We start from the raw sequence: 26,367 nt of genomic DNA on the forward strand, positions 1-26,367 counted from the left end.
TAGCTAAAAAAACAACCGCACTTTAAAAAGTGCGGTCAAAATGAAAGGTGTTTTATTTACGTGGATCAGGATTATCCAATACTACATTAGTTTGATTTTCGCGGAATGCTTGTAGGCGAGCAAATAACGCATCATCCCAACCAGCAAGAATTTGTGCGGCGAGTAATGCTGCATTCGCTGCACCAGCAGGGCCAATTGCTAACGTACCAACAGGAATACCTTTAGGCATTTGTACGATAGAATAGAGACTATCAACACCGCTTAACATAGAGCTTTTAACAGGCACCCCAAGTACAGGCACAAGCGTTTTGGCCGCAATCATACCGGGTAGGTGTGCTGCACCACCTGCACCTGCGATAATCACTTTGTAACCATTTTTTTGTGCATTTTCGGCAAATTCAAACAGTTTGTCGGGGGTTCGATGTGCGGAAACGACTTCAACATGATATGCCACATTGAGTTCATCTAAAATTTGAGTGGCTTCTTGCATGGTGGCCCAATCGCTTTTAGAGCCCATAACAATAGCAATTTGTGCGGTATTTGACATATTTTTAAAAAATTATCTGATAAAAAACGATGCGTAGAATAGCACATTTACCCACTTTTAAGCAAACGTTTGCTATGCGGTAAAGACTGAAAATTCCATTGCAAGTTTTGTCATAAAATTTTATCCTAATAGGAGTTTTTTTCTTAGAAATAGAGCAGATTATGTTAGCTAAGGCGAAATATAGAAAAGATTACAAACAACCTGATTTTACAGTTACGGATATTTTCCTTGATTTTCAATTAGATCCTAATCATACCGTTGTCACTGCAAAAACAACCTTCCAACGTTTAAACGACGAAGCAACACACCTACGATTAGATGGTCATGGTTTCCAATTTGCTTCCATCAAATTTAATGGCGAAGATTTCAAACATTATCATCAAGACCACGAAAGTTTAACGTTAGATTTAACCAATCAAAGTGTGGCCAATTTTGAACTTGAAATTGTGACGAATCTAGAGCCTGCACAAAACACCTCTTTACAAGGGCTTTATCAATCAGGTGAAGGCATTTGTACTCAATGCGAAGCAGAAGGTTTCCGTCAAATTACCTATATGCTTGATCGTCCTGATGTATTAGCTCGCTATACAACCAAAATTACCGCAGATAAAACTAAATATCCTTACTTGCTTTCTAATGGTAACCGTATTGCAAGTGGCGAGTTAGAGGATGGTCGTCATTGGGTTGAATGGAATGACCCATTCCCGAAACCAAGCTATTTATTCGCTTTAGTAGCAGGTGATTTTGATTTATTACAAGATACCTTTACCACAAAAAGTGGTCGTGAAGTAGCTTTAGAGCTTTATGTTGACCGAGGCAATCTTGATCGCGCTTCGTGGGCAATGGAAAGTCTGAAAAAAGCGATGAAATGGGATGAAGAGCGTTTCAATTTAGAGTACGACTTAGATATTTACATGATTGTTGCTGTGGACTTCTTCAATATGGGCGCCATGGAAAATAAAGGGTTGAATATCTTTAACTCTAAATTTGTGTTGGCCAATCCACAAACGGCAACCGATGATGATTACCTCGCCATTGAAAGCGTGATTGCGCACGAATACTTCCATAACTGGACAGGAAACCGTGTGACTTGCCGTGATTGGTTCCAATTAAGTTTGAAAGAAGGTTTAACGGTTTTCCGTGATCAAGAGTTTTCATCTGATACGGGTTCTCGTGCTGTTAATCGCATTAATAACGTGAAATTCTTACGTACGGTACAATTTGCTGAAGATGCGAGCCCAATGTCACACCCTATTCGCCCTGAAAAAGTCATTGAAATGAATAACTTCTATACCGTGACTGTATATGAAAAAGGGGCAGAAGTGATTCGTATGTTGCATACCTTATTAGGCGAACAAGGTTTCCAAAAAGGGATGCAACTTTATATTGCTGAAAACGATGGTAAAGCGGCAACCTGTGAAGATTTTGTTTCTGCAATGGAACGTGCAAATGACGTTGATTTAGCACAATTCCGTCGTTGGTATAGTCAATCAGGTACGCCAGAATTATTGATTAGTGATGCCTATGATGAACAAACCCATACTTATCGTTTAACGGTTTCACAATCTACACCGCCAACAGCAGACCAAATGGAAAAAGTAAATTTACATATTCCATTGAAAATTGCGCTTTATGATGCCAAAGGCACCAAACAAATGTTACAGCATAACGGTGAGTTGTTAAGCGATGTGTTAAATGTAACGGAAAAAGACCAAGTATTTGAATTCCATGGTATTTATGGTCGTCCAATTCCTGCGTTATTATGTGATTTTTCTGCACCGGTAAAACTGGATTATGATTACACCACAGAGCAGTTATTAGGTTTGCTTAAATTTGCAGATAACCAATTTGCTCGTTGGGATGCAGCACAAATGCTGTTTACTCAAGAATTGCGTCGTAATGTGGCTCATTTCCAACAAGGTGAAGCCTTTGAAATTTCACCTGATGTTTTGACCGCACTTGCGCATGTATTGGAAAATTATGAACAAGATATTGAATTAGCCACATTAATTCTGACCTTGCCAAAAGACATTGAGTTTGCAGAAAGCTTTAAAACGATTGATCCAGATGGCATTGCAGCTGCAAGAGAATTTATGTTGGTGCAAATTGCAGAATACTTGAAAGAAGATTTATTGCGTATTTACACCCATATTCGTCTTGAAGATTATCGAGTAACACAAGAAGATATTGCCTTACGAGCAATGCGTAATCTTTGTTTAAGTTATTTGGCTTACACCAATCTTGGTAATAATGTCGTTCAAAAACATTACAATAATGCCAATAATATGACAGATACGCTGGCTGCATTAAATATGGCAACCAAAGCGGCATTACCTTGCCGTGATACCTTGTTAGCGGATTTCGAACAAAAATGGCAACATGATGGCTTAGTCATGGATAAATGGTTTGCTTTACAAGCAACCCGCCCTGATGAAAATGTATTGGAAATTGTACAAGTATTAATGGATCACCCAAGTTTTAACTTCAACAATCCAAACCGTTTACGTTCATTAGTGGGAAGCTTTGCAAATCACAACTTAAAAGCGTTTCATCATATCAGTGGTTCAGGCTATCGCTTCTTAACGGATGTCTTAATTCGTTTAAATGAAACGAACCCACAAGTGGCTGCACGTTTAATTGAGCCATTAATTCGTTTCTCACGTTTTGATGCACAACGTCAAACGTTAATGAAACGCGCCTTAGAACGATTAAGTGCTGTTGAAGATCTCTCAAAAGATTTATTCGAGAAGATTGAAAAAGCCTTGCAATAATCTCTGAACAGATACCTCATAAATTCAATACGGGATGTCTAAGACATTCCGTATTTTTTTCAAATTTGTTAACTATATCAATCTTTTCTTTTATTGCCTTTGATAGAATGATTAATGGCATTTCGCCATATTAGTTAATAAGGATTTTATATGAAAACATACAAAACATCAGTGCTGGTCAGTATGATGCTTGGCATTTTTTCAACAACAGCATTTTCAGCTACTGTGCCTGCTGGTACAACACTTTCTGAAACTCAGGTTTTTCGTCAAAATACACATAGTGATCCCGGGTCACTTGATCCTCAATTGGTGCAAGAAAATACAGCTGCACAAATTGCGATTGATTTATTTGAAGGATTAATTTGGTTAGATGAAAATGGACAAGTACAGCCAGCGCAGGCAGAGAAATGGACAGTCTCTGAAGATGGTAAAATTTATACTTTTTCATTACGTGATACAAAATGGTCAGATGGTACACCGGTAACAGCTCAAGATTTCGTGCTAGGTTGGCAACGAGCAGTTGATCCTAAGTTTGGTAGTCCAAATGCCAGTTATTTATCTAAAGCACATATTTTAAATGCAGAAGATGTGATGCAAGGTAAACAGCCTATAAGTGCGTTGGGTATTAAGGCGATTAATGATAAACAACTTGAAATCAAACTAACCCAAGCTACACCTTACTTCTTACAGCTACTCGCATATCCTACAACATTTCCTGTTCCCCATCATAAATTAGCGCAATTTGGCGATAAATGGGCTACCCCTCAAAATATCGTGAGTAATGGTGCTTATAAATTAAAACAATGGATAATTAACGAGAAAATTACGGCAAAACGTAACCCATTCTATTGGAATGATAAAAAGACGCTTATTAATACTTCAGAATATCTATTTCAAGAAAGTTTGTCTTCGGCATATCAACGTTACCAAGCTAAAGAATTGGATTTAACCTGGATACCAGTGGAGCAAATACCACACATTCAGAAAAATACGCCAAGCGCGTTACTTGTGGTCCCGAGACTAACGACTGAATTCTACACGTTCAATGTGGCGAAACCACCATTTGATAACGAAAAGGTACGCAAAGCGCTATATCTTACGTTAGACCGACCATTAATAGCAGAACATATTATTGGCTTGCGTAAACCTGCTGCGACATTAACCCCACCTGAAGTCGATGGTTTTAATGCGCCGAATATTGTTGAATTGAGTCAACCGTTAACGGAAAGGGTTAAACAAGCTAAAAAATTATTAAATGATGCAGGATATAATGAAAAACATCCGATCCAGTTTGAGATTTTTTATAACAAGTATGCGACACATGAAAAAGTTGCGTTAGCGTTAGCTTCAGAATGGAAAAAACAATTAGGTGCAGATGTTAAATTACGTACGATGGAATGGAAAACCTATTTAGGCGAACGCAATATGGGAAATTTCCAATTGTCTCGTATGTCAATTGATGCGGAATATAATGAGCCATCAGCATTTCTTAATTCATTAGTTTCAACATCTCCCGAAAATGTGGGGCTGTGGGAGAATGAGAAATTTGATCAAATCATGAAAGAAGCACAAAGTACTTTAAATGATAAGATGCGTGCTGAATTATATCGTCAAGCAGAGCTGATTATTGCGGAAGAGGCGCCTCTAATCCCAATATTCTATTCACCGTTGATCAAAGTAATTAATCCAGCAGTAGGTGGATTCCCAATGCATAATCCACAGGATTATGTTTATACCAAGGAGCTTTACATTCGCAAGTAGAGTTATCTAAGTACCTTTCGTTGCATATACTTTGCTTTCATTTTAAAATGCAACACAACTTTTCAACAAAAGTGCGGTAAAATCAACCGCACTTTCCATTTACAGTGAACTATCCTGAGAGATAAACGAGTATGTATTCTTTAATCCGTAAAGCCATTTTTTCCCTTGATCCTGAAACCGCTCATGATTTAGTGATTAAATCATTGCATTTAGCAGGTAAATCACCTTGCCAATTTTTATTAAAGCAGCTTTTGGCTTGTCCACAAGGTACGCCTAAGCAAGTGATGGGCATTACCTTTAAAAATCCTATTGGGTTAGCAGCGGGGGCTGATAAAAATGCCGAAGCTATTGATGGATTTGGTGCGATGGGATTTGGTTTTATTGAAGTCGGGACGGTTACGCCTTTGGCGCAAGAGGGAAATGCTAAGCCTCGTCAATTCCGTTTAGTGGAAGCGGAAGGGATTATTAACCGTAATGGATTCAATAATTATGGCGTTGATTATGCGATTGAGAATGTTAAAAAGGCAAAATTTGATGGCGTAATGGGGATTAATATTGGCAAAAATAAAGTCACACCGCTTGAAAAGGGTAAAGATGATTACTTATTTTGCTTAAATAAAGCCTATAACTATGCGGATTATATTACGGTAAATATTTCGTCACCGAACACTCCGGATTTACGCCAATTACAGTATGGTGATTACTTTGACGATTTATTGCAAAGTATAAAACAGCGTCAAAAAGTATTAGCTGAGCAATATAACAAATACGTGCCGATTGCAGTAAAAATCGCACCTGATTTATCCGAGAGCGAGCTCGTTCAAATTGCAGATACCTTACTTCGTCATCAAATGGACGGGGTAATTGCGACTAATACGACGATTTCACGTGACAACGTCACAAGTTTAAAAAATGCGGAACAACAAGGCGGCTTAAGTGGAAAACCATTACAGCACAAAAGTACAGAAATTATTCGAAGATTGCATCAAGAGCTGAAAGGGCAAATTCCGATTATTGGGAGTGGTGGCATTGATGGTGTACAAAATGCACAAGAGAAGATTGAAGCAGGTGCTGAATTGTTACAAGTTTATTCTGGTTTGATTTATCACGGTCCAAGATTAGTTAAAGAATTAGTAAAAGCGATTAAATAAATGACAAAAAAATATGATTTACATTGCCATAGTACAGCGTCAGATGGTGTTTTAACGCCTACAGAACTCGTACAACGAGCTCATGAACAAGGTGTCAATGTGCTTGCTTTATGTGATCACGACACCGTGATGGGCATTGATGAAGCCAAACTTGAAGCAGATAAACTAGATATTGAGCTGATTAATGGCGTGGAAATTTCAACGAATTGGGAAGGTCGTGGCATCCATATTGTTGGATTAAATTTTGATAAAACGCATCCAAAAATGACCGCACTTTTAGCTGAACAAAAATCACTGAGAGAAAAAAGAGCGGTCGAAATTGGCCATAAATTAGAAAAAGCAGGCATTCCAAATGCCTATGAAGGCGCAAAAGCGTTAGCCAATGGGGAAGTAACTCGTGCGCATTATGCGCGCTATTTGGTACAAATCGGAAAGGTTTCAAATGATGGGCAAGCCTTTAAGCGTTATCTAGGCGGTGGCAAATCGTGTTTTGTCAAAGCTGAATGGGTGGATATTCCAACGGCGATTGATACGATTCATGCGGCAGGTGGTGTTGCTATCATTGCTCATCCTATGCGTTATAACATGACAGGAAAATGGATTCGTCGATTAATTGTTGATTTTAAACAATGGGGCGGTGATGGCATGGAAGTCGCAGATAGTGGACAGACCAAAGATCAACGTCAATATCTTGCGCGCCTAGCCAATGAATATGACTTAGCTGCCTCATTAGGGTCAGACTTTCATTTTCCTTGCGGGTGGATTGAATTAGGAAAAAATTTATTTTTACCTGAAGAGGTAAAACCGATTTGGACATTATTTGAATAATAAAGGGCGGTTAAATCCGCCCTTGTTTTTTATATTTGACTGTTCTCACATAAACCGAGGCTCGCGAGAAATTCAATAAATGCGCGAACTTTTGCCGGTAAATGACGACGATTTGGATAAACCACATAAATATCTAAAGGTTTTTGTTTATATTCAGACAAAATTTCAACTAATTCACCTGAAGCAAGCGCATCTTTTACAAAGAAATCCGGTGCATTACTGATGCCCAATCCTGCTTTTGTCATTTCTAATAACGCCATACCATTATTAGAAACTACTTTTGATTGAATTTTATAACGTTGAATTTGATTGGCTTTTGTTGATTGCCAATGCACTTGATTTAACGATGATTTATAAAGTAAACCTTGGTGATATTCTAAATCGTCAGGTGTAAGTGGTGTGCCTCGTGCTTCTAAATAACTTGGAGAGGCAACAAAATGCATAAGGGAGCTACTAATTTTACGTGCAACAAGTGAGCTATCTTGCATATAGCCAATCCGTAATGCTAAGTCATAGCCCTCAGCAACAAGATCGACACGTTTATCTTCAAATTCAATTTCTACGTGTAAATTGGGATGAAGCTCAATAAATTTAGGTAAGTTAGGTGAGATATAAAGCAAGCCAAAATCACGCGGCACAGAGATTAATAAATTACCTTGTAAGCTTGTTGCCATATTACTAATGCTAGAATCAGCCTCGCTTAAATCTAATAAAATGGCTTGGCAACGTTGGTAATAAAGCATACCGGCTTCAGTTGGTACAATTTTTCGCGTTGTACGTTGTAATAATCGTGTTTTTAAATGTTCTTCTAATTGTGAAACTAGTTTACTCGCCATCGCCACAGAAATATTCTGTTGGTTTGCGGCTTGTGTAAAACTTTGCGTTTCGATCACTTTGCAGAAAACCGAAATTGCATTGAGTTTATCCATTTATAAATCCTTTTTGAAAAAAAGCTTGATTTTATCAGCGTAAGTTTGCAGTATATCGCCAATTTTACAGAATTCTAGTTATATTTTAGGTAAGCAAATGAGCAAATCTTTAGTGATTGTGGAGTCGCCAGCCAAAGCGAAAACCATCAATAAATATTTAGGTAGCCAGTATGTGGTGAAATCCAGCGTAGGGCATATTTGTGATTTGCCTACTGCAGGGAGTAGCACAGGCGAGAAGGCTAAACCCGTTTCCACTAAAGGATTAAGTGCGGAAGAAAAAAACAAAATTAAAGCAGAAAAAGACCGTGCAGCCTTAGTGAAACGTATGGGAATTGACCCTTATAATGATTGGAAAGCCAATTACCAAATTCTACCTGGCAAAGAAAAAGTGGTAGCCGAATTAAAATCCCTCGCTAAAAAATCCGATCATATTTATCTCGCAACCGACTTGGATAGAGAAGGGGAGGCTATCGCATGGCATTTACGTGAGGTCATCGGTGGCGATGATAGTCGTTTTAGCCGCGTTGTATTTAATGAAATTACGAAGAAAGCAATCGAAAAAGCGTTCCAGCATCCAGCTCACATTAATATGGACCAAGTTAATGCCCAACAGACTCGTCGTTTCTTAGACCGCGTGGTAGGCTTTATGGTGTCGCCATTATTATGGAAGAAAGTGGCGCGTGGTTTATCTGCTGGGCGAGTACAATCTGTTGCCGTGAAATTGGTGGTAGAGCGTGAACGTGAAATCAAAGCATTCCAACCAGAAGAGTTTTGGGAAATTGAAGCGCTAACCCAAACGAGCAAGAAAGAAGACTTGCGTTTGGATGTGGTGCAATATAAAGGCAAGAAATTTGAGCCGAAAAATGAAAAAGAAGCTCAAAGTGCGGTCGATTTCTTAAATAAATCACATTACGTTGTCACAGATTTAGAAACAAAACCAACAGGTTCTAAACCAAGAGCCCCATTTATCACTTCAACCTTACAACAAACTGCAAGCACGCGTTTAGGTTTTGGGGTGAAGAAAACTATGATGTTGGCTCAACGTTTATACGAAGCTGGTTACATCACTTATATGCGTACTGACTCTACCAACTTGAGTCAAGATGCATTAAATATGGCACGCTCTTATATCGAAAGCCATTTCGGCAAAGATTATTTGCCAGCTAAACCGAATTTCTATTCGAGCAAAGAAAATGCACAAGAAGCACACGAAGCGATTCGTCCTTCTGATGTGAAAATGCTCGCGGATCATTTAAGTGGTATGGATAAAGATGCTGTGCGCTTGTATGATTTAATCTGGCGTCAATTTGTAGCCTGCCAAATGCCGGCTGCACAATATGACAGCACAACCGTCACTGTAATGGCTGGTGATTATGAATTGAAAGCCAAAGGCCGTATTTTACGCTTTGATGGTTGGACAAAAGTCTTGCCACAATTAGGTAAAAATCCAGAAGACCAAATTTTACCGGCTGTGAGTTTAAACGAAACATTAGCACTAAAAACAGTTTCGCCAAGCCAACACTTCACTAAACCGCCCGCTCGTTTTACTGAAGCAGCATTGGTTAAAGAATTGGAGAAACGTGGTATTGGTCGACCTTCTACTTATGCGGCGATTATTTCAACTATTCAAGAACGTGGTTATGTACGCATTGAAAATCGCCGTTTCTATGCCGAGAAAATGGGTGAAATCGTTACTGATCGCTTAAATCAATCTTTTACTGATTTGATGAGCTACGATTTCACTGCCAACATGGAAAACGTACTAGACCAAATTGCATCTGGTGAGAAAAATTGGAAGGCTGAGTTAAATCAATTCTTCAAAGATTTTTCTACCCAACTTTCTACGGCTGAATTAGATGAGTTAGAAGGTGGAATGAAACCTAATAGCCTTGTGCTCACCGATATTGATTGTCCAACTTGTGGCCGAAAAATGGCGATTCGCACAGCAAGTACAGGTGTCTTCCTTGGTTGTTCTGGTTATGCATTACCACCAAAAGAGCGTTGTAAAACAACGATTAATCTTATTCCAGAAGCTGAATTATTAAATGTGCTAGATGAGGCTTCTGAGACCAAAGCCTTAATGGATCGTAAACGTTGTCCGAAATGCGGTACCGCGATGGATAGCTATATCATTGACCCACATCGTAAATTACATATTTGTGGTAATAATCCAAATTGTGATGGTTATTTGGTTGAACAAGGCCAATTCAAAATTAAAGGCTATGACGGCCCGATTGTAGAATGTGATAAGTGCGGTTCAGATATGCACTTAAAACTCGGTCGTTTTGGTAAATATATGGGCTGTACCAGCTGTGATAATACTCGTAAGATTTTGAAAAACGGCGAGGTTGCACCACCAAAAGAAGAGCCGGTTCATTTCCCTGAACTGAAATGTGAAAAATCTGATGCGTATTTTGTATTGCGTGATGGTGCCAGTGGCGTGTTTATGTCTGCACATAACTTCCCGAAATCACGTGAAACACGACCAGCAAAAGTGGCTGAATTAGCGCTTTATCGTGATCGTTTACCGGAAAAATTACGTTATTTAGCCGATGCGCCACAAAAAGACCCTGAGGGCAATGACGCCATTATCCGTTTCAGCCGCAAAGAAAAACATCAATATGTGACATCTGAAAAAAATGGTAAAGCCACAAAATGGATTGTTGATTATATTGATGGAAAATGGGTAGAACGGAAAAAGTAGGATGAACATCACGGTTTATTGCGGTGCAAGTTTAGGCAATGATTCAATCTATCAGGCTGCCGCAAAAAAATTGGGAAAATGGATTGCTGATGGTCAACATACTTTAGTCTATGGTGGCGGAAAATTGGGATTAATGGGCGTGGTTGCAGATACTGTACTTGCTCATCAAGGCAAGGTAATTGGCATTATTCCTCAATTTTTACAAGACAGAGAAGTTGCACATCCTAATTTGACCAAGACCGTGATTGTTGAAAGCATGTCTGAGCGAAAAAATAAAATGATTGAGCTCGGTGATGCTTATATTGCTTTGCCTGGCGGACCTGGCACTTTAGAAGAGATTGCAGAGGTGATTTCTTGGGCGCGAATTGGAAAAAATAATAATCCTTGTATTCTGTTTAATGAAAAGGGGTATTTTGATTCACTAAAGTCCTTTTTTAGCCATATGGTGAAAGAAGGCTTCTTTACTCAAGGTGATTTTGAGAAGATTTTATTCTCGAATAATCTTCAAGAAATCGAAACCTTTATTGAACATTACCAACCTCCAGCGTTAAGAACATATTAAAAAAGTGCGGTTAAATTTGACCGCACTTTTTTATGATTAATGATGATGTTCTGGTTTTGGTGGGAGTTTAGCTCTAGCTTTACCAACAGGGAGAATTAACGTCGCATAATTCGCTGAATGTTGACAAACTTTTTGATCTTCAAATGGTTCTTTATGAATCACTTTAAGTTTCCAAACACCTTCAATTAATGGAATAAAGTTAACTTTACCTTCTTTGTCTGTTTTACCAGAAAAGGCTTGCGGCTCACGGTGAGATGTCGCTGCTTCCATATCTTTCACAACAAATGTATCAGAGGTTGCGATAATCGTTTCGCCTGCAAGTGGTTGGTCTTTATAGAAAATCTGAACAGGGAAAGCTTCACCTGCTTTAATTGTTTTCGGATCTTTAAGTGGCACGATTTCAAGTGGTAAGCCGAGGCGTGTCATTGCCATATCTGCATTTAATGGTTTTTTGCCCACTACGGTAAAGGCTTTACCAAACATTTGAGTTTGTTCGCAATAGAATGCATTTGGTGTGCCTTGTAAGTTATCCATTTTCCAACCTTCATTATTTTGTGACCAGAAAGTTGGTTTATAAGTAGCTGTTACCCAATATGAACCGTCTTTTAACGGTTTTTCTGATTGATATTGGTAGTTTTCACCTTTTTGTACTAATGTTTGCATTTCACCATCTTGATTGATGAGTTCCATCGGTGGAAAAATTGCGAGACGTTTTTCAGGAATTTTTTCAACGTAGGGGTAGTCACCATAAGCTAAATCAGCTTTTAAAACGCTATTAGAAGCCAGTTGTGCTGGTGTTGCAACCCAAACTTCATGTGCTTGCGCAAGCGCAGAGAAGCCAAGTAGTGCAGCAATTAATGTTTTTTTCATTGTCTTTCCTTTTTAATCAATAAATCAATTTATAGAAAGTCTTCGATAGGGCGGACGAGTATAACGAAAAAGAAATGATGAGACGAATGAAAAAAGTTGATTTTGTGAGGAACTTCACATTTTTTTAACAAAAAAGTGCGGTCAATAAAACGATTGTTTTTCTGACCGCACTTGTTTTAAATAAAAAGCTAAATAGGCTTATTTTTTAGATGGTTTAATGGCTAATAAATTGCAGCTTAATTTACTAATCACATGTTCAGCTGTATTACCTAGTAACGCTGCAGATAAACCCGTTCTTCCCACTGTACCTAAAATCACTAATTCAGCTTCAATTTCTTTCGCCACTTCAGGAATCACCTCTTCAGGGAAACCTTCGCGTACATGGGTATGATCTTCATCAATACCAAATTTTTGACGTAAGGCTTTCATATTGATGAGGTGTTGGCCACGAATGCCATTTTCATAACCTGAAGTATTAAATTCAGGTAAATCAATCGCCATATTAATTGGTGCAACAGGGTAGGCTGCGACTAAATGTACGTTACCACGGTTTAAGTTTTCCGCTAAATTCATACCTGTTGAAACTAATTCTTGATTGAATTCATCTTGATATTCTTGTTCACCTGAAACATTAACAGCAACTAAAATACGGCGTTGATGTTTCCAGTCACCATCACGTACCATCAATACTGGGATTGGACATTTACGTAACAATTGCCAATCTACTGGTGTGAAAATTAATGAAGTGAAACTTTCTTCATCTTTAGTGTATTTCACAACGAGGTCGTATTGATTTTTTTCAACTTCTTCACGAATTGCATCCGCTTCATTGCTGCTCCATACAATGTGAGATTCAAATTCAATTTCCGGATCAGCATATTTATCTAAATAAAATTGCACAGCTTGACGTTGTTGTTCAACGGCTGTTTTATGCATTTCGCTGCGTTCTTCAGAAGAAAGAAGGGCTGACATCTCATACGATAAGTCATAAACACTCAAAAGGGTGGTGATTTTTACCTTTGTTTCATTTTGCTGTTCTTTAACAAGACGAACGGCACGAGCTAGAGCATATTGTTTTTCGTTATCAGGATTGAGTACAACAAGAATATTATTAAATTTCATAAAACCTCCAAGATATGAGATATCAATAGGATAGAAAAGATTTTAAACGATGACAAGAACCGATTATCAAAAAAGTGATCTCGTGCAAGTTTTTTTGTTTCAAATGTTAAAAAAGCGTGAAAACTCACGCTTTTAATTTATTCTGCTAATTGGATTTTGGTTTTATGTACACCGGTTAAATCAATCAATGCATTAATATCATTAATAGTAATGTATTTACCTTGAACAGAGAGTACACCCAATTTTTGGAAACGACCAAGTAAACGACTGATGGTTTCAACAGTTAAACCAAGATAGTTACCGATATCACTACGGGTCATGGTTAAGCGGAATTCTTTCGCTGAGAAACCACGAGCAGAATAACGTTTTGATAGATTATGGATAAATGCCGCTAAACGTTCTTCAGCATTCATTTTAGACAGTAATAAAATCATTTCTTGATCGCTTTTGATTTCACTACTCATTAAACGCATAATTTGTTGACGAAGTTTAGGCATTTTTCCAGATAAGTCATCTAAGATATCAAATGGAATTTCACATACCATGGCGGTTTCCAAAGCCTGTGCAAAACTTGGATGTTGCATATTTGTGATCGCATCAAAGCCCACTAAATCACCAGGCAAGTGGAAAGAGGTAATTTGTTCTTCGCCGGCTTCGCTAATGGTATAAGTTTTAATGGTACCGGAGCGAATCGCATAAATGGAATTCAGTGTATCACCAGCTTTAAAAAGGACTTGAGATTTTTGGATGGGTTTTTTACGCTCGATGATATTATCAAGCTGATCGAGCTCATGTTCGTTCAATGTGAAAGGGATACAAAGTTGACTAATACTGCAATCCTGACAATGAATTGCACAACCACCTGATTGAACTCTGCGTCCTGATTTGGTTTCTGAAACGAAATTCTTCATTTATTCCTCAAATCGATAAATATAGTGTAAAATTGATCTAACGCAATTATTCTACCACTAAATAGTCAATTTCAGAAGTTATCAAAGAGCAAATCAATATGGCTGCAGAAAAATTAACCAAAAAACGTTTAATACAAATTATTATCATGCTGATTATTTTAGTTAGCGCATTCGTTTGGCGATATCTATTGTAATAAGTGCGGTCAAATTTTTGATTGTTTTGAGAAGATAAAAAGAGCCACAAATTTGTGGCTCTTTGTTTTTAGATTTAAATCGGATTACCATTCGTAACCTACGCCAGCACCTACAGTCCATTGACCACGAGTATCTGCTGCACCATTTACGTTCGATGACCAATGACCATTGTCAGAGTTGCGAGACGCTTTGATTGCAATCGCACTTTCACCACGGTGGTGAGCAACCCCAGTTGATACCATGCTCTTACCATCTTTACGAGCAGATGGAGCTGAGGCAATTGCTGCAACGCCAGCAATACCTGCGCGAGATTTACGGTCAACATCATTAACTTTCTTATTTAAAGTATTAATTGCTTTAGTATTGTTAGCGATGTTTTGAGTGTTTGTAGCAATATTTTTAGTATTGTTAGCCACATCATTTTTCACTTTATTTAATTGTGAAACATTAACCGCATCGTTATCATTTTCACCATTTGCAACGTTGATAACTTTTTTGTTACCTGCATTAATTCCATTTTGATCAATTTTGATATTGGAATTATTGATGGTATAAGAATTTGCTTTGATGTCTTTAGTTGTACTAACCGTATAAGTTTTAACTTGTTTAGCATCATCGTAAACTTCTTTTACATCAATGTTATCGCCAGCTTTTACTTTTACATCACCTGCGCGAACTCGGATGTTCTCGATACGTTTTTTATTTTCACCAACTTGCTCGGCGACCATATAAAGTTGTGAACCATTGATTGCGTCAGTAGATGTTTTGGAAATTTCACCCGCACCAACATTAACAATTTGACGAGTAAATTGTTCATTGCCTACTGAACCAACGGAGACTGTCCCAGTCGCATCTGTTCCAGCAAAGCCATTATAAGAAATACCATTTACAGTAGCGTCATTTACTGCAGCTGCCTGTTTTGTTTCTGAAGCATTACCTAACGCCACACTTGAGCCGTGAGTTGCACTTGCTTTATCACCAATTGCAACAGCATAACCTGCAGTTGCTTTCGATTTGTCACCAACAGCTATTGATGCTATACCTGACGAAGTTGCATTTGAACCTGTTGCAATAGCAGATAATCCCGCCGCAGTTGAGCCAACTCCAGTTGCAATTGAACCAATACCTGATGCCTTACTTTCATAACCAACAGAAATACCTTGATAATGTGCAGAAGCACCAGCTCCAATAGAAACCCCTCTAATTTCAGAACTTGTATTCGCACCAATCGCAATAGAATCCTCTGCTTTAGCTTTAGAATTTACGCTGATTGCAACGCTACGAACACCTGCAGCAGTTGAACTATCACCTACAGCAGTAGCAAAAACAGCGGTTGCATTTGTAGATTCTCCGACTGCGACTGAAGATTTAGCAGTGGCATTGGAATCATTACCAATTGCGACTGATGAATCTTCTTTTGCTTGTGCACCAGAACCAACAGCTAGAGAACTTTCACCGCCAGCTAATGATTTTGATCCAAATGCATTTGCATTAGCTTTAAGTGCTTTTGCTGACTCACCAATAGCAACTGTTTCTGCTGCTGTCGCCTCTGCACTTGTACCAATTGCAACTAAGTTGCCTGGTTTGTTTGAATTTGCTGCTGCTGGGTTGGTTACATGAGCTTTAGCTCCTACACCAATTGCAAGTGCATTAAGGCCATCTGCAGTAGATTGAGTACCAATAGCTGTAGAGTTTTCACCATTTACATTATTGTTATTACCTAGAGCTAGAACTTCTTTTCCTAAAACGACATTGTTTAAACCAAATACACTTGCTTTACTTGTGTTTTTATCTACAACAACATCTTTTTCTGGTGTACCTGTTACACGTTGAGCACCAACTTTATTGTGAGCACCAAATCCAAGAGAATGATCGGCATAAACTTTGTTATCATCACCAACACTTTGGGTAAAATGACCATATGCATCATTCCCATCACCAATCGCATTTGCTTGTTCACCTTTCACCACATTTTGATTACCGATGGCAGAACTTGAACCCTGGCTTTCTTCAGCTTCAGCAGCAGGAATAGAATAGATTTGGTTTTGCTGACCAATAGCCGTATGTCCAGGACCTTTAACGTTAGTTGCTTCTGTTGTCTTGTTTGCATTAACAGCATCTTGTGTCGTGATATTCAGAATGTTTCCATCAGCAGCATTCGCTACAGCAACATTCACCCCAATAATTAATGCCGTGATAGCATTAAATTTAAAATTTTTCATATGTCCTCGCTTGAGTTTCTTCTTTAATTACATAAATGTGATAAAAGAATTTCATTAGAGCAGTGTAAATATACATAAATACTATATAGGACGCATTGAAGAATGGATTAACTGTATGATTTTTAATCTCTTATTTTTCAGATATTGAAAATCTTATTTTTATCTATTCAGCAAACGATTGCGTACCTACACAAGATTATAGATAGGTTTTTTTGTATAGAAAAGTAAATAGCATGTTTATTTTGTAAAGAATTGTAAAGAGTTGTAAATATTATTTAAATATCGCTCATTTCTAAGGTTGAAATACGAAAATATATTTCCTTATTTAAGTTAAGGATATTTTAAATTTAAAAAGAGCGGTCAATTTGCAAGAAGATTTTCAAGATTGAGAAAAAATCCTGTATAATCTCAGAAATTTTTTGTTCAATTTTAAGCTTTTGTAACCGAATGATCGAAACCTCACAAACCATTCCTGAACTCGTCTCATGGGCGAAAGAGCGGGAATTTTCGTTAAATCTGCCGACAGAGCGTTTGGTGTTTTTATTGGCCATTGCCATTTATAACAACGAACGTTTAGATGGTGAGATGCTAGAAGCTGATTTAGTGGATATTTTCCGCCATACAGCCAATGCCTTTGACCAATCAACGGATGCGATTGCCACCCGTGCGAATAATGCTATCAATGAACTGGTGAAACAGCGTTTTCTTAACCGTTTCAGCAGTGAATTTACTGAAGGGCTTTCTATTTATCGTCTCACTCCATTAGGCGTTGGCGTATCAGATTATTATATTCGTCAGCGTGAATTTTCCGCGTTGCGTCTTTCTGTACAGCTTTCTATTGTGGCTGATGAAATTCAGCGTGCATCTGATGCAGCAGAAGAAGCTACAGCAAAAGGGGAGAATGAGCACTTTTGGCGCCGGAATGTTTTCGCTCCGTTAAAATATTCAGTAGCAGAGATTTTCGATAGTATCGATTTATCACAACGCGTGATGGATGAAAATCAACAAAGCATTAAAGAAGAAATTGCAAATTTACTTACCAAAGATTGGCAGGCGGCAATTTCTAGCTGTGAACGTTTATTAGATGAAACCTCAGGCAATTTACGTGAGTTACAAGATACCTTAAATGCAGCGGGTGATAAGTTACAGGCACAATTATTACGTATTCAAGATTGTGTAATTGGTCACGATGAGCTTTACTTCATTGAACAATTAATCACCGATTTACAATCCAAGCTTGACCGCATTATTAGCTGGGGACAACAAGCCATCGATTTATGGATTGGTTATGACCGTCACGTGCATAAATTTATCCGTACCGCCATTGATATGGATAAAAACCGTGTATTCTCACAACGCTTGCGTAATTCTATCCACAGCTATTTCGATCATCCCTGGTTTTTGTGGACTGCTCAAGCGGAACGTTTGGTCGATCTGCGTGATGAAGAAATGGTATTACGTGAAGATGATGCATTGGGTGAATTACCTGAAGAGTTGCAATATGAATCTTTGGCTGATTTACATGATCAAATCGTCGAACATATGCAAGGCTTATTAATTCAATACCGTGAAAATAATCGTCCAATCGATTTAAGTTTGGTCTTAAAAGAACAATTAGAGTCTTATCCACTTTCCCGTCATTTTGATGTGGCGCGTATTATTGTGGATCAAGCAGTGCGTTTAGGTATGGCAAATGATGATTTAGCCGGCCTTTATCCGCAATGGCAGGAAATTAACGATTACGGCGCAGAAGTGCAGGCGCATGTGATTGATAAATATTAATTTCGTGGCTTACCCAAAAACGAATTCATAAAATGAGAAATTAACCATGACAGATATTCAAGATGTAATTTCCCCGAAATTGGCAAATGCCATTGCAAACCCTATTTTCCCGACAGTGGACAGCTTGTTGCGTTCAGGCCGCCATATCAGCACAGATCAATTAGATAATCATGCTTTTTTGATGGATTTCCAAAATGAGTTAGATGGCTTTTACCGCCGTTACAACGTGGAATTAATTCGTGCACCGGAAGGCTTTTTCTATTTACGTCCAAAAGCGACGACGTTAATCGCCCGTTCAGTGCTTTCTGAATTAGAGATGTTGGTGGGAAAAGTGCTTTGCTATTTGTATTTAAGCCCAGAACGTTTAGCACAGCAAGGTATCTTCAGTATGCAAGAAGTTTATGATGAATTACTGAATTTAGCAGACGAAGGTAAATTATTGAAAGCCGTCAATCAGCGATCTAGCGGTTCAGATTTAGATAAGCAAAAATTATCTGAAAAAGTACGTGCGGCGATCGGTCGTTTACGCCGTTTAGGCATGATCCATATCGTGGGTGAACAACATAGCGGTAAATTTACGATTTCAGAATCAGTTTTCCGTTTTGGGGCTGAAGTCCGTTCTGGTGATGATCCATTAGAAGCACAAGCTCGCTTAATTCGTGATGGGGAAGCGGCCACACCGCAATCTCTCGAACTCGAAAAGCAAGCAAAAGCGGCAAGCAATACTGATGACCTCGATGATGAAGAAAGTGCGGTCGAAATTGATGAAGAATTTGATGATGCAGGAGAACAAGAATAATGTCTGATGTATTAGAACTTGAAAACGAAATCTATCAAGACGAACCAGAGCAATCAACCGAACAGGTTGAAGAAGAATTTATTGCTCCTGTATTAAACCAACATAATGGGGTAGAACGTGGTAAATTCCGTTCACTCACCTTAATTAACTGGAATGGTTTCTTTGCCCGTACCTTTGATTTAGATGAATTGGTGACCACACTTTCCGGTGGTAACGGTGCCGGTAAATCCACAACCATGGCGGGGTTTGTGACAGCGTTGATTCCAGACTTAACCTTATTGCATTTCCGTAATACCACTGAGGCAGGATCGACAGGCGGCTCTCGTGATAAAGGCTTACACGGTAAATTACGTCCAGGTGTGTGTTATGCGATATTAGATACTATCAATTCCCGTCACCAACGAATTCTCGTGGGTGTGCGCCTGCAACAAATTGCGGGTCGTGATAAGAAAGTGGATTTAAAAACATTCTCGATTCAAGGTGTAGAATTATCCTTAAATCCGACCGCACTTTTCACCGAAACAGTCGGTGAACGTCAAGCGCGTGTACTCAATTTAAATGAATTAAAAGATAAAATTGAAAATCTTGGTGCGCAATTTAAGCAATATCATTCCATCACCGATTATCATGGCATGATGTTTGATTTAGGTATTATTCCAAAACGCTTACGTAGTGCTTCAGACCGTAGCAAATTCTATAAATTAATCGAAGCTTCTTTATACGGTGGTATTTCCAGCGCCATTACCCGTTCTTTACGTGATTACTTATTGCCAGAAAACCTTGGTGTGCGCAAAGCCTTCCAAGATATGGAAAGTGCGTTACGTGAAAATCGCATGACCCTTGAAGCAATTAAAGTTACCCAATCTGACCGTGATTTATTCAAACATTTAATTACCGAAACCACTAATTATGTGGCATCAGATTATATGCGTAATGCCAATGAACGCCGCGGCAATATCGAAGCGGCTCTAGGTTTCCGTCGTGATTGGTATAAAGCAAAAGCTGAGCAAGAGTTATCACAACACCGCTTAATTGACTTAAGCCGTGAAGCTTCAGAATTGGCAGAAAATGAACGTACTTTAGAAGTAGATCACCAAAGTGCGGCAGACCACTTGAACTTGGTATTAAATGCGTTACGTCATCAAGAAAAAGTATCGCGCTATCAAGAAGATGTGGCTGAACTTACAGAAAAATTAGAAGAACAAAAAATGGTTGTGGAAACCGCAACCGAACAGCTTGAAGAAAGCCAAGCACAATTTGAGCAAACGGAACTTGAAATTGACCAAGTACGTGCGCAACTTGCTGATTATCAACAAGCATTAGATGCGCAACAAACCCGTGCACTGCAATATCAACAAGCAATTGCCGCACTTGAAAAAGCGAAAACCTTATGTGGTTTAGCGGATTTGAGCGTAAAAAATGCGGAAGATTACCAAGCAGAGTTTGCTGCTCATGCAGAAAGTCTTACCGAGCAAGTGCTTGAGTTAGAACATAAAATGTCTATTTCTGAAGCGGCTAAATCACAATTTGATAAAGCCTATCAGTTGGTGTGCAAAATTGCTGGTGATATGCCTCGTTCAAGTGCTTGGGAAAGTGCTAAAGAATTATTGCGTGAATATCCAACACAAAAAATTCAGGCGCAACAAACCCCGCAATTACGCGCAAAATTACATGAGTTAGAGCAGCGCTATGCTCAACAACAAAGTGCGGTTAAATTATTGGCTGATTTTAATCAACGTGCTGATTTATCTTTAGAAACCGCTGATGAACTTGAAGCATACCACGCTGAACAAGAAGAACTCATTGAAAGTTTAAATGAAGAACTTGCTGAGCAAGTAGAAAACCGTTCAACCTTGCGTCAAAAACGTGAAAGTTTGACCGCACTTTACGAAGAAAATGCTCGTAAAGCACCGGCTTGGTTAACCGCTCAAGCCGCTTTAGAACGCTTACAAGAGCAAAGTGGTGAAACATTTGAACATAGCCAAGATGTGATGCATTTTATGCAATCACAATTGGTGAAAGAACGTGAACTGACTATTCAACGTGACAATTTAGAGAAACAACGTCAACAATTAGACGAGCAAATTTCTCGTTTAAGCCAACCAGATGGTTCTGAAGATGCTCGCTTGAATGTGCTTGCAGAACGCTTTGGTGGTGTATTGCTTTCTGAATTATATGATGATGTACCAATCGAAGATGCACCTTATTTCTCTGCACTTTATGGCCCTGCACGTCATGCTATTGTTGTACGTGATCTCAACACGGTACGCGAACAATTAGCTAATTTAGAAGATTGTCCAGACGATTTATATTTAATCGAAGGTGACCCAAATGCCTTTGATGACAGCGTACTTTCTGCTCAAGAGCTTGAAATGGGCGTTGTGGTGCAAGTGTCTGATCGTGAATTGCGTTATTCTAAATTCCCGCAAATTCCATTATTCGGCCGTGCAGCACGAGAAAAACATTTAGAAGAATTACAAGCTAAACGTGATGAAATTGCGGAAGAATACGCACAAATCGCCTTTGATGTACAAAAATGTCAACGTTTACACGAACACTTTAGTCAATTTGTTGGCTTACATCTAGCGCTTGCGTTCCAACCAAATCCAGAAGAGGTGATGGCGGAAATCAATCAAGAACGCAATGAAATTGATCGAGAGCTCAATCAATTCTCAAATACTGAACAACAAATTCGCATTAGATTGGATAATGCCAAAGAAAAAATGCAATTGTTGAATAAGTTAATGCCGCAGCTTAACTTGCTTGCTGATGAAGAATTACTTGATCGTATTGAAGAATGCCGTGAACAACTAGACATTGCAGAACAAGATGAAAGCTTTATTCGTCAACATGGCGTTGCGTTGTCACAATTAGAGCCGATAGCCAATACCTTACAAAGTGATCCAGAAAACTATGAGCGCTTAAAAGCTGATTTAACCCAAGCGGTTGAACGTCAAAAGCAAGTACAACAACGTGTATTTGCTTTAGCGGATGTGGTGCAACGTAAAAATCACTTTAGCTATGAAGATGCTGGGCAAGCAGAAACATCAGAGCTTAATGAGCAACTTCGTCAGCGTTTGGAACAATTGCAGTCACAACGTGATGCTCAACGTGAACAATTACGTCAAAAACAAAGCCAATTTGCACAATACAATCAAGTATTTATCCAACTGCAAAGTTCTTATGACAGTAAAAATCAGTTGTTGAAAGAATTAATTGCTGAGATTGGTGAATTGGGCGTGCGTGCTGATGAAGGGGCAGAGGAACGTGCAAGAAATCGTCGTGATGAGTTGTATCAACAACTTTCAACCATCCGTCAACGTCGTTCTTATGTTGAAAAACAATTAACACTCATTGAAAGCGAAGCGGAGAACTTAAATAAACGTATTCGTAAAGCGGAACGTGATTATAAAACTCAACGTGAATTAGTTGTAGCTGCGAAAGTCAGCTGGTGTGTGGTTCTCCGTTTATCTCGAAATTCTGATGTGGAAAAACGACTCAATCGTCGTGAGTTAGCTTATTTATCTGCTGATGAATTACGTTCAATGTCGGATAAAGCCTTAGGTGCGTTACGTACTGCGGTGGCTGATAATGAATATCTCCGCGATGCATTGCGTATTTCTGAAGACAGTCGCAAACCGGAAAATAAAGTTCGCTTCTTCATTGCTGTCTATCAACATCTTCGTGAACGTATTCGTCAGGATATTATTAAAACGGATGATCCGATTGATGCAATTGAGCAAATGGAAATTGAGCTTAATCGCTTAACAGAAGAATTGACTAGCCGTGAGAAAAAATTGGCGATCAGTTCTGAAAGTGTGGCGAATATTATGCGTAAAACCATTCAACGTGAACAAAATCGTATTCGCATGTTGAACCAAGGCCTACAAAATATTGCCTTCGGTCAGGTGAAATCGGTACGTTTAGTAGTCAATATTCGCGATACACATGCTATGTTGCTTGATGCGCTATCAGGTAAACAGGAAGAATATCAAGATTTATTTAGTGATAATCGTATTACCTTCTCTGAAGCCATTGCGAAACTTTATCAACGCATTAACCCGCATATTGATATGGGTCAACGCACAGCACAAACTATCGGTGAAGAATTATTGGATTACCGTAATTACCTAGAGCTAGAAGTTGAAGTATTCCGTGGTGCTGATGGCTGGTTACGTGCTGAAAGTGGCGCATTATCGACAGGTGAAGCGATCGGTACGGGTATGTCAATCCTATTAATGGTTGTACAAAGCTGGGAAGAGGAAAGCCGCCGTATTCGCGGTAAAGACATCGTGCCATGCCGCTTGCTATTCTTGGATGAGGCCGCTCGTTTAGATGGCAAATCCATTTCTACCTTGTTCGAACTTTGCGAACGTTTGGATATGCAATTACTTATCGCAGCGCCAGAGAATATCAGCCCTGAAAAAGGGACGACCTATAAACTGGTTCGTAAAATTGCCGGCAACCAAGAACAAGTTCATGTGGTTGGTTTGCGTGGCTTTGGCGCAACAGAGTAGTTTTTTAAAGCGGTCAAAGCAATTGGCCGCTTTTTTCATTGTTATTTTTATGAGAATTTAGGACGAATTATGCACAACCTTATTTTAGCCATTCTATGCAGTGTTGCCGTATCGGTGTTACTCAAAGTTGCACGCAAGAAAAATATCATTATTGAACAAGCCATTGCGTTTAACTATATCGTCGCCATTTCATTAAGCTATTTCTTACTCAAGCCTGATTTTAAAGGATTAGAATTTACCGAATATTTGGCACAAAGTGATAGCACACCTATCTTCCTAGCATTAGGTATTTTATTACCAACCGTATTTATCATTATGTCTAAAGCCGTTGAATTTGCGGGTATTGTGCGTTCAGATGCAGCACAACGCTTATCGTTATTTCTACCGATTGTTGCCTCTTTTATTATCTTCCATGAAACATTAAGTCAGCCAAAAGTTGTTGGCATTATTTTGGCATTCATTGGTTTATTCTGTATCTTGAATAAATCGAATGAGCAAAGTGCGGTCACTTTTAAAGGTATTTTAGGCTTAATCGGTGTTTGGTTTGGTTATGGCACCATTGATATCTTATTCAAACAAGTAGCCAAAAGCGGGGGAGCATTCCCAACCACATTATTCATCGCTTTCTCATTAGCCGCTTGTGTCATGTTTCTGTATTTATTCCTAAAACGCACTCAGTGGACAGTGCCAAGCTTTATTGGTGGAATCATTTTAGGTGTATTGAATTTCTTCAACATCCTGTTTTACATTAAAGCGCACCAAAGCTTCGGACAAAACCCAACCTTAGTTTTTGCAGGAATGAATATTGGTGTTATTTGTTTAGGCACCATCACAGGCGCATTTTTCTTCAAAGAAAAAATCAGTAGAATTAACTGGTTTGGCGTGATTATCAGCCTTTCAGCAATTTTCTGTTTATATTATTTAGATAAAATTTTGGCTTAATTATGGCAACAGATTTTAGTTTTTTTATCTACGATTACGAAAGCTTTGGTATCAATCCAGCAAGTGATCGTCCAGCTCAATTTGCCGGTATTTGTACCGATGCAGATTTCAATATCATTGGCGAGCCTGTTATGTTGTATTGCAAGCAGACCAATGATTATTTACCTGCTCCGGAAGCCGTAATGGTTACAGGAATCACGCCACAAGAATGTAATGAAAAGGGGATTTCTGAACCTGAATTTGCCGCAAAAATTCTAGCTGAGTTTTCACAACCTAATACTTGTGTGATGGGTTATAACAATATTCGTTATGATGATGAAATGACTCGTTATACCTTTTATCGTAATTTCATTGATCCCTATGAATATAGCTGGAAAAATGGCAATTCTCGGTGGGATTTACTCGATGTAGTACGGGCCTGTTATGCGTTACGCCCTGAAGGAATTAATTGGGCCTATGACGATGATGGAATGCCAAGTTTCCGCTTAGAAAAACTCACTAAAGCTAATGGCATTGAGCATGAAAATGCCCATGATGCAATGGCGGATGTGTATGCAACCATCGCCATGGCTAAATTAATCAAAGAAAAGCAGCCTAAATTATTTCAATTCTTCTTAGAACACAGAGGCAAAAGGGAAGTTGAGAAACTGATTGATACCGCTGAAATGACGCCATTAGTGCATGTTTCAGGCATGCTAGGTAATTATCGTGGTAACTGTGCCTGGGTTGCACCATTAGCATGGCATCCAACCAATCAAAATGCTGTAATCGTCTGTGATTTATCTGGTGATATTGATAATTTACTCAGTAAAAGTGCGGTTGATTTGCGACAAGATTTATATACCAAGAAAAGCGAGCTAGAAGAAAGGGGAGTTTCATCAGTCCCACTAAAATTGGTTCATATTAATAAATGCCCAATTTTGGCTCCTGCGAAAACTTTACTGCCGGAAAATGCGGCTCGTTTAGGGATAGACAGACAACATTGCTTAGATAATTTAGCAAAATTGCGCCAATCCTTAGATATTCGCGAGAAAGTTATTGAAATCTTCTCAGAAGAACGAGAATTTGAGCCGAGTGATAATGTAGAAACGGAACTTTATAATGGTTTCTTTAGCAATGCCGATAAAAACAATATGGCTATTTTACGTGATTTACCAGCTGAAAAATTGGCTGAGCATGGTTTAGCATTTGAAGATAAACGAATTCCTGAATTGTTATTCCATTATCGTGCAAGACATTTCTACAAAACCCTAAATCGTGCTGAGCAAATCAAATGGCAAAAATATCGCCAACGTAAATTAGAACAAAGCGCAGTTAAATTTGAAGAAAGTTTGCAACAGTTAGCAGAGGAATATTCGGATAATCCAACCAAACTGAATTTACTGCAACAGGTTTATGAATACGGTGCAAAACTGTTATCTTAATCTAATACATATCGTGACATAGTCACACAAATACCATTCATCAAAAACGTAAATCTTAATCCCAGAGATTTACGTTTTTCTTTTTTAAATCTGATGATATTCACCTCATAAAATAACGCAGAATTCACGTAGCGTTGTCATTATTTGATACATATAAACTTCTTTATTTTTTCCTTACATAACAACTTTAGAGTGTATAAATCATTATTTCATCTTATTGCAAAGTATTGCGAGACTAGATTTTGCATCGTTTGAATGGTATTCGTGACCTGTGCATAACTCTGTGATCTTATTAATACGTAGCTTTCACTAACCTTGTAATTGATTTCG

General features: G+C 38.6%; 17 protein-coding genes. 11 read left to right on the forward strand and 6 right to left on the reverse strand.

Features of this window, described 5'->3' with window-relative positions:
• Positions 1–52: 52 nt before the first annotated feature.
• Positions 53–547 (reverse strand): 5-(carboxyamino)imidazole ribonucleotide mutase, encoded by a 495-nt coding sequence (gene purE / locus HMPREF3020_RS05910; RefSeq protein WP_070775870.1) that lies wholly within the window; start codon positions 545–547, stop codon positions 53–55.
• Between the two features lie 161 nt (positions 548–708).
• Between purE and pepN the strand changes: the two genes are divergently transcribed.
• From pepN to HMPREF3020_RS05930, 4 genes are all read left to right on the forward strand, one after another.
• Positions 709–3,318: an aminopeptidase N gene (pepN, locus tag HMPREF3020_RS05915; protein WP_070775872.1), complete on the forward strand. Its 2,610-nt coding sequence runs from the start codon at positions 709–711 to the stop codon at positions 3,316–3,318.
• A 150-nt stretch (positions 3,319–3,468) separates the two neighbouring features.
• Complete coding sequence (locus HMPREF3020_RS05920; protein WP_070775873.1) at positions 3,469–5,079, forward strand: ABC transporter substrate-binding protein; 1,611 nt, start codon at positions 3,469–3,471, stop codon at positions 5,077–5,079.
• A 131-nt stretch (positions 5,080–5,210) separates the two neighbouring features.
• Positions 5,211–6,230 carry a quinone-dependent dihydroorotate dehydrogenase gene (gene pyrD, locus HMPREF3020_RS05925; protein ID WP_070775875.1) on the forward strand — a complete coding sequence of 340 codons (1,020 nt, stop codon included), beginning with the start codon at positions 5,211–5,213 and terminating at the stop codon, positions 6,228–6,230.
• The gene (locus tag HMPREF3020_RS05930; protein ID WP_070775876.1) at positions 6,231–7,058 is read left to right on the forward strand and encodes an RNase RNM; all 828 of its coding nucleotides are present in this window, start codon (positions 6,231–6,233) and stop codon (positions 7,056–7,058) included.
• Between the two features lie 29 nt (positions 7,059–7,087).
• Here HMPREF3020_RS05930 and HMPREF3020_RS05935 read toward each other — a convergent pair whose 3' ends face one another.
• Positions 7,088–7,987: a LysR family transcriptional regulator gene (locus HMPREF3020_RS05935; RefSeq protein WP_070775878.1), complete on the reverse strand. Its 900-nt coding sequence runs from the start codon at positions 7,985–7,987 to the stop codon at positions 7,088–7,090.
• A gap of 97 nt (positions 7,988–8,084) precedes the next feature.
• Here HMPREF3020_RS05935 and topA point away from each other — a divergent pair, with 97 nt between their 5' ends.
• Positions 8,085–10,691, forward strand: coding sequence for a type I DNA topoisomerase (gene topA, locus HMPREF3020_RS05940; RefSeq protein ID WP_070775880.1), 2,607 nt, complete (start codon positions 8,085–8,087; stop codon positions 10,689–10,691).
• 1 nt (position 10,692) lies between these two features.
• Positions 10,693–11,253: an LOG family protein gene (locus tag HMPREF3020_RS05945; protein ID WP_070775882.1), complete on the forward strand. Its 561-nt coding sequence runs from the start codon at positions 10,693–10,695 to the stop codon at positions 11,251–11,253.
• Between the two features lie 36 nt (positions 11,254–11,289).
• Here the strand turns inward: HMPREF3020_RS05945 and HMPREF3020_RS05950 are convergent, their stop codons facing one another.
• The 4 genes from HMPREF3020_RS05950 to HMPREF3020_RS05965 form a co-directional block, all read right to left on the reverse strand.
• Complete coding sequence (locus tag HMPREF3020_RS05950) at positions 11,290–12,123, reverse strand: DUF4198 domain-containing protein (RefSeq protein WP_054419576.1); 834 nt, start codon at positions 12,121–12,123, stop codon at positions 11,290–11,292.
• A gap of 198 nt (positions 12,124–12,321) precedes the next feature.
• Positions 12,322–13,245: a universal stress protein UspE gene (gene uspE / locus HMPREF3020_RS05955; protein WP_070775884.1), complete on the reverse strand. Its 924-nt coding sequence runs from the start codon at positions 13,243–13,245 to the stop codon at positions 12,322–12,324.
• A gap of 137 nt (positions 13,246–13,382) precedes the next feature.
• Positions 13,383–14,156 carry an FNR family transcription factor gene (locus HMPREF3020_RS05960; protein ID WP_014065394.1) on the reverse strand — a complete coding sequence of 258 codons (774 nt, stop codon included), beginning with the start codon at positions 14,154–14,156 and terminating at the stop codon, positions 13,383–13,385.
• 278 nt (positions 14,157–14,434) lie between these two features.
• Entirely contained in the window at positions 14,435–16,573 is a 2,139-nt protein-coding gene (locus HMPREF3020_RS05965) for a YadA family autotransporter adhesin (RefSeq protein ID WP_070775887.1), read from the reverse strand.
• 447 nt (positions 16,574–17,020) lie between these two features.
• Between HMPREF3020_RS05965 and mukF the strand changes: the two genes are divergently transcribed.
• From mukF to sbcB, 5 genes are all read left to right on the forward strand, one after another.
• Entirely contained in the window at positions 17,021–18,355 is a 1,335-nt protein-coding gene (gene mukF / locus HMPREF3020_RS05970; RefSeq protein WP_070775889.1) for a chromosome partition protein MukF, read from the forward strand.
• A gap of 46 nt (positions 18,356–18,401) precedes the next feature.
• Positions 18,402–19,154 carry a chromosome partition protein MukE gene (mukE, locus tag HMPREF3020_RS05975; RefSeq protein ID WP_070775890.1) on the forward strand — a complete coding sequence of 251 codons (753 nt, stop codon included), beginning with the start codon at positions 18,402–18,404 and terminating at the stop codon, positions 19,152–19,154.
• Positions 19,154–23,671, forward strand: coding sequence for a chromosome partition protein MukB (gene mukB / locus HMPREF3020_RS05980; RefSeq protein WP_070775892.1), 4,518 nt, complete (start codon positions 19,154–19,156; stop codon positions 23,669–23,671). Before mukE ends, mukB begins: the two co-directional genes overlap by 1 nt.
• A 69-nt stretch (positions 23,672–23,740) precedes the next feature.
• A complete protein-coding gene (locus HMPREF3020_RS05985; protein WP_070775894.1) occupies positions 23,741–24,613 on the forward strand; it encodes a DMT family transporter in 873 nt (290 codons plus the stop codon).
• A gap of 2 nt (positions 24,614–24,615) precedes the next feature.
• Positions 24,616–26,037 (forward strand): exodeoxyribonuclease I, encoded by a 1,422-nt coding sequence (gene sbcB, locus HMPREF3020_RS05990; protein WP_070775896.1) that lies wholly within the window; start codon positions 24,616–24,618, stop codon positions 26,035–26,037.
• Positions 26,038–26,367 lie beyond the last annotated feature (330 nt).

This window comes from Haemophilus sp. HMSC068C11, from assembly GCF_001815355.1.
Lineage (GTDB): Bacteria > Pseudomonadota > Gammaproteobacteria > Enterobacterales > Pasteurellaceae > Haemophilus_D.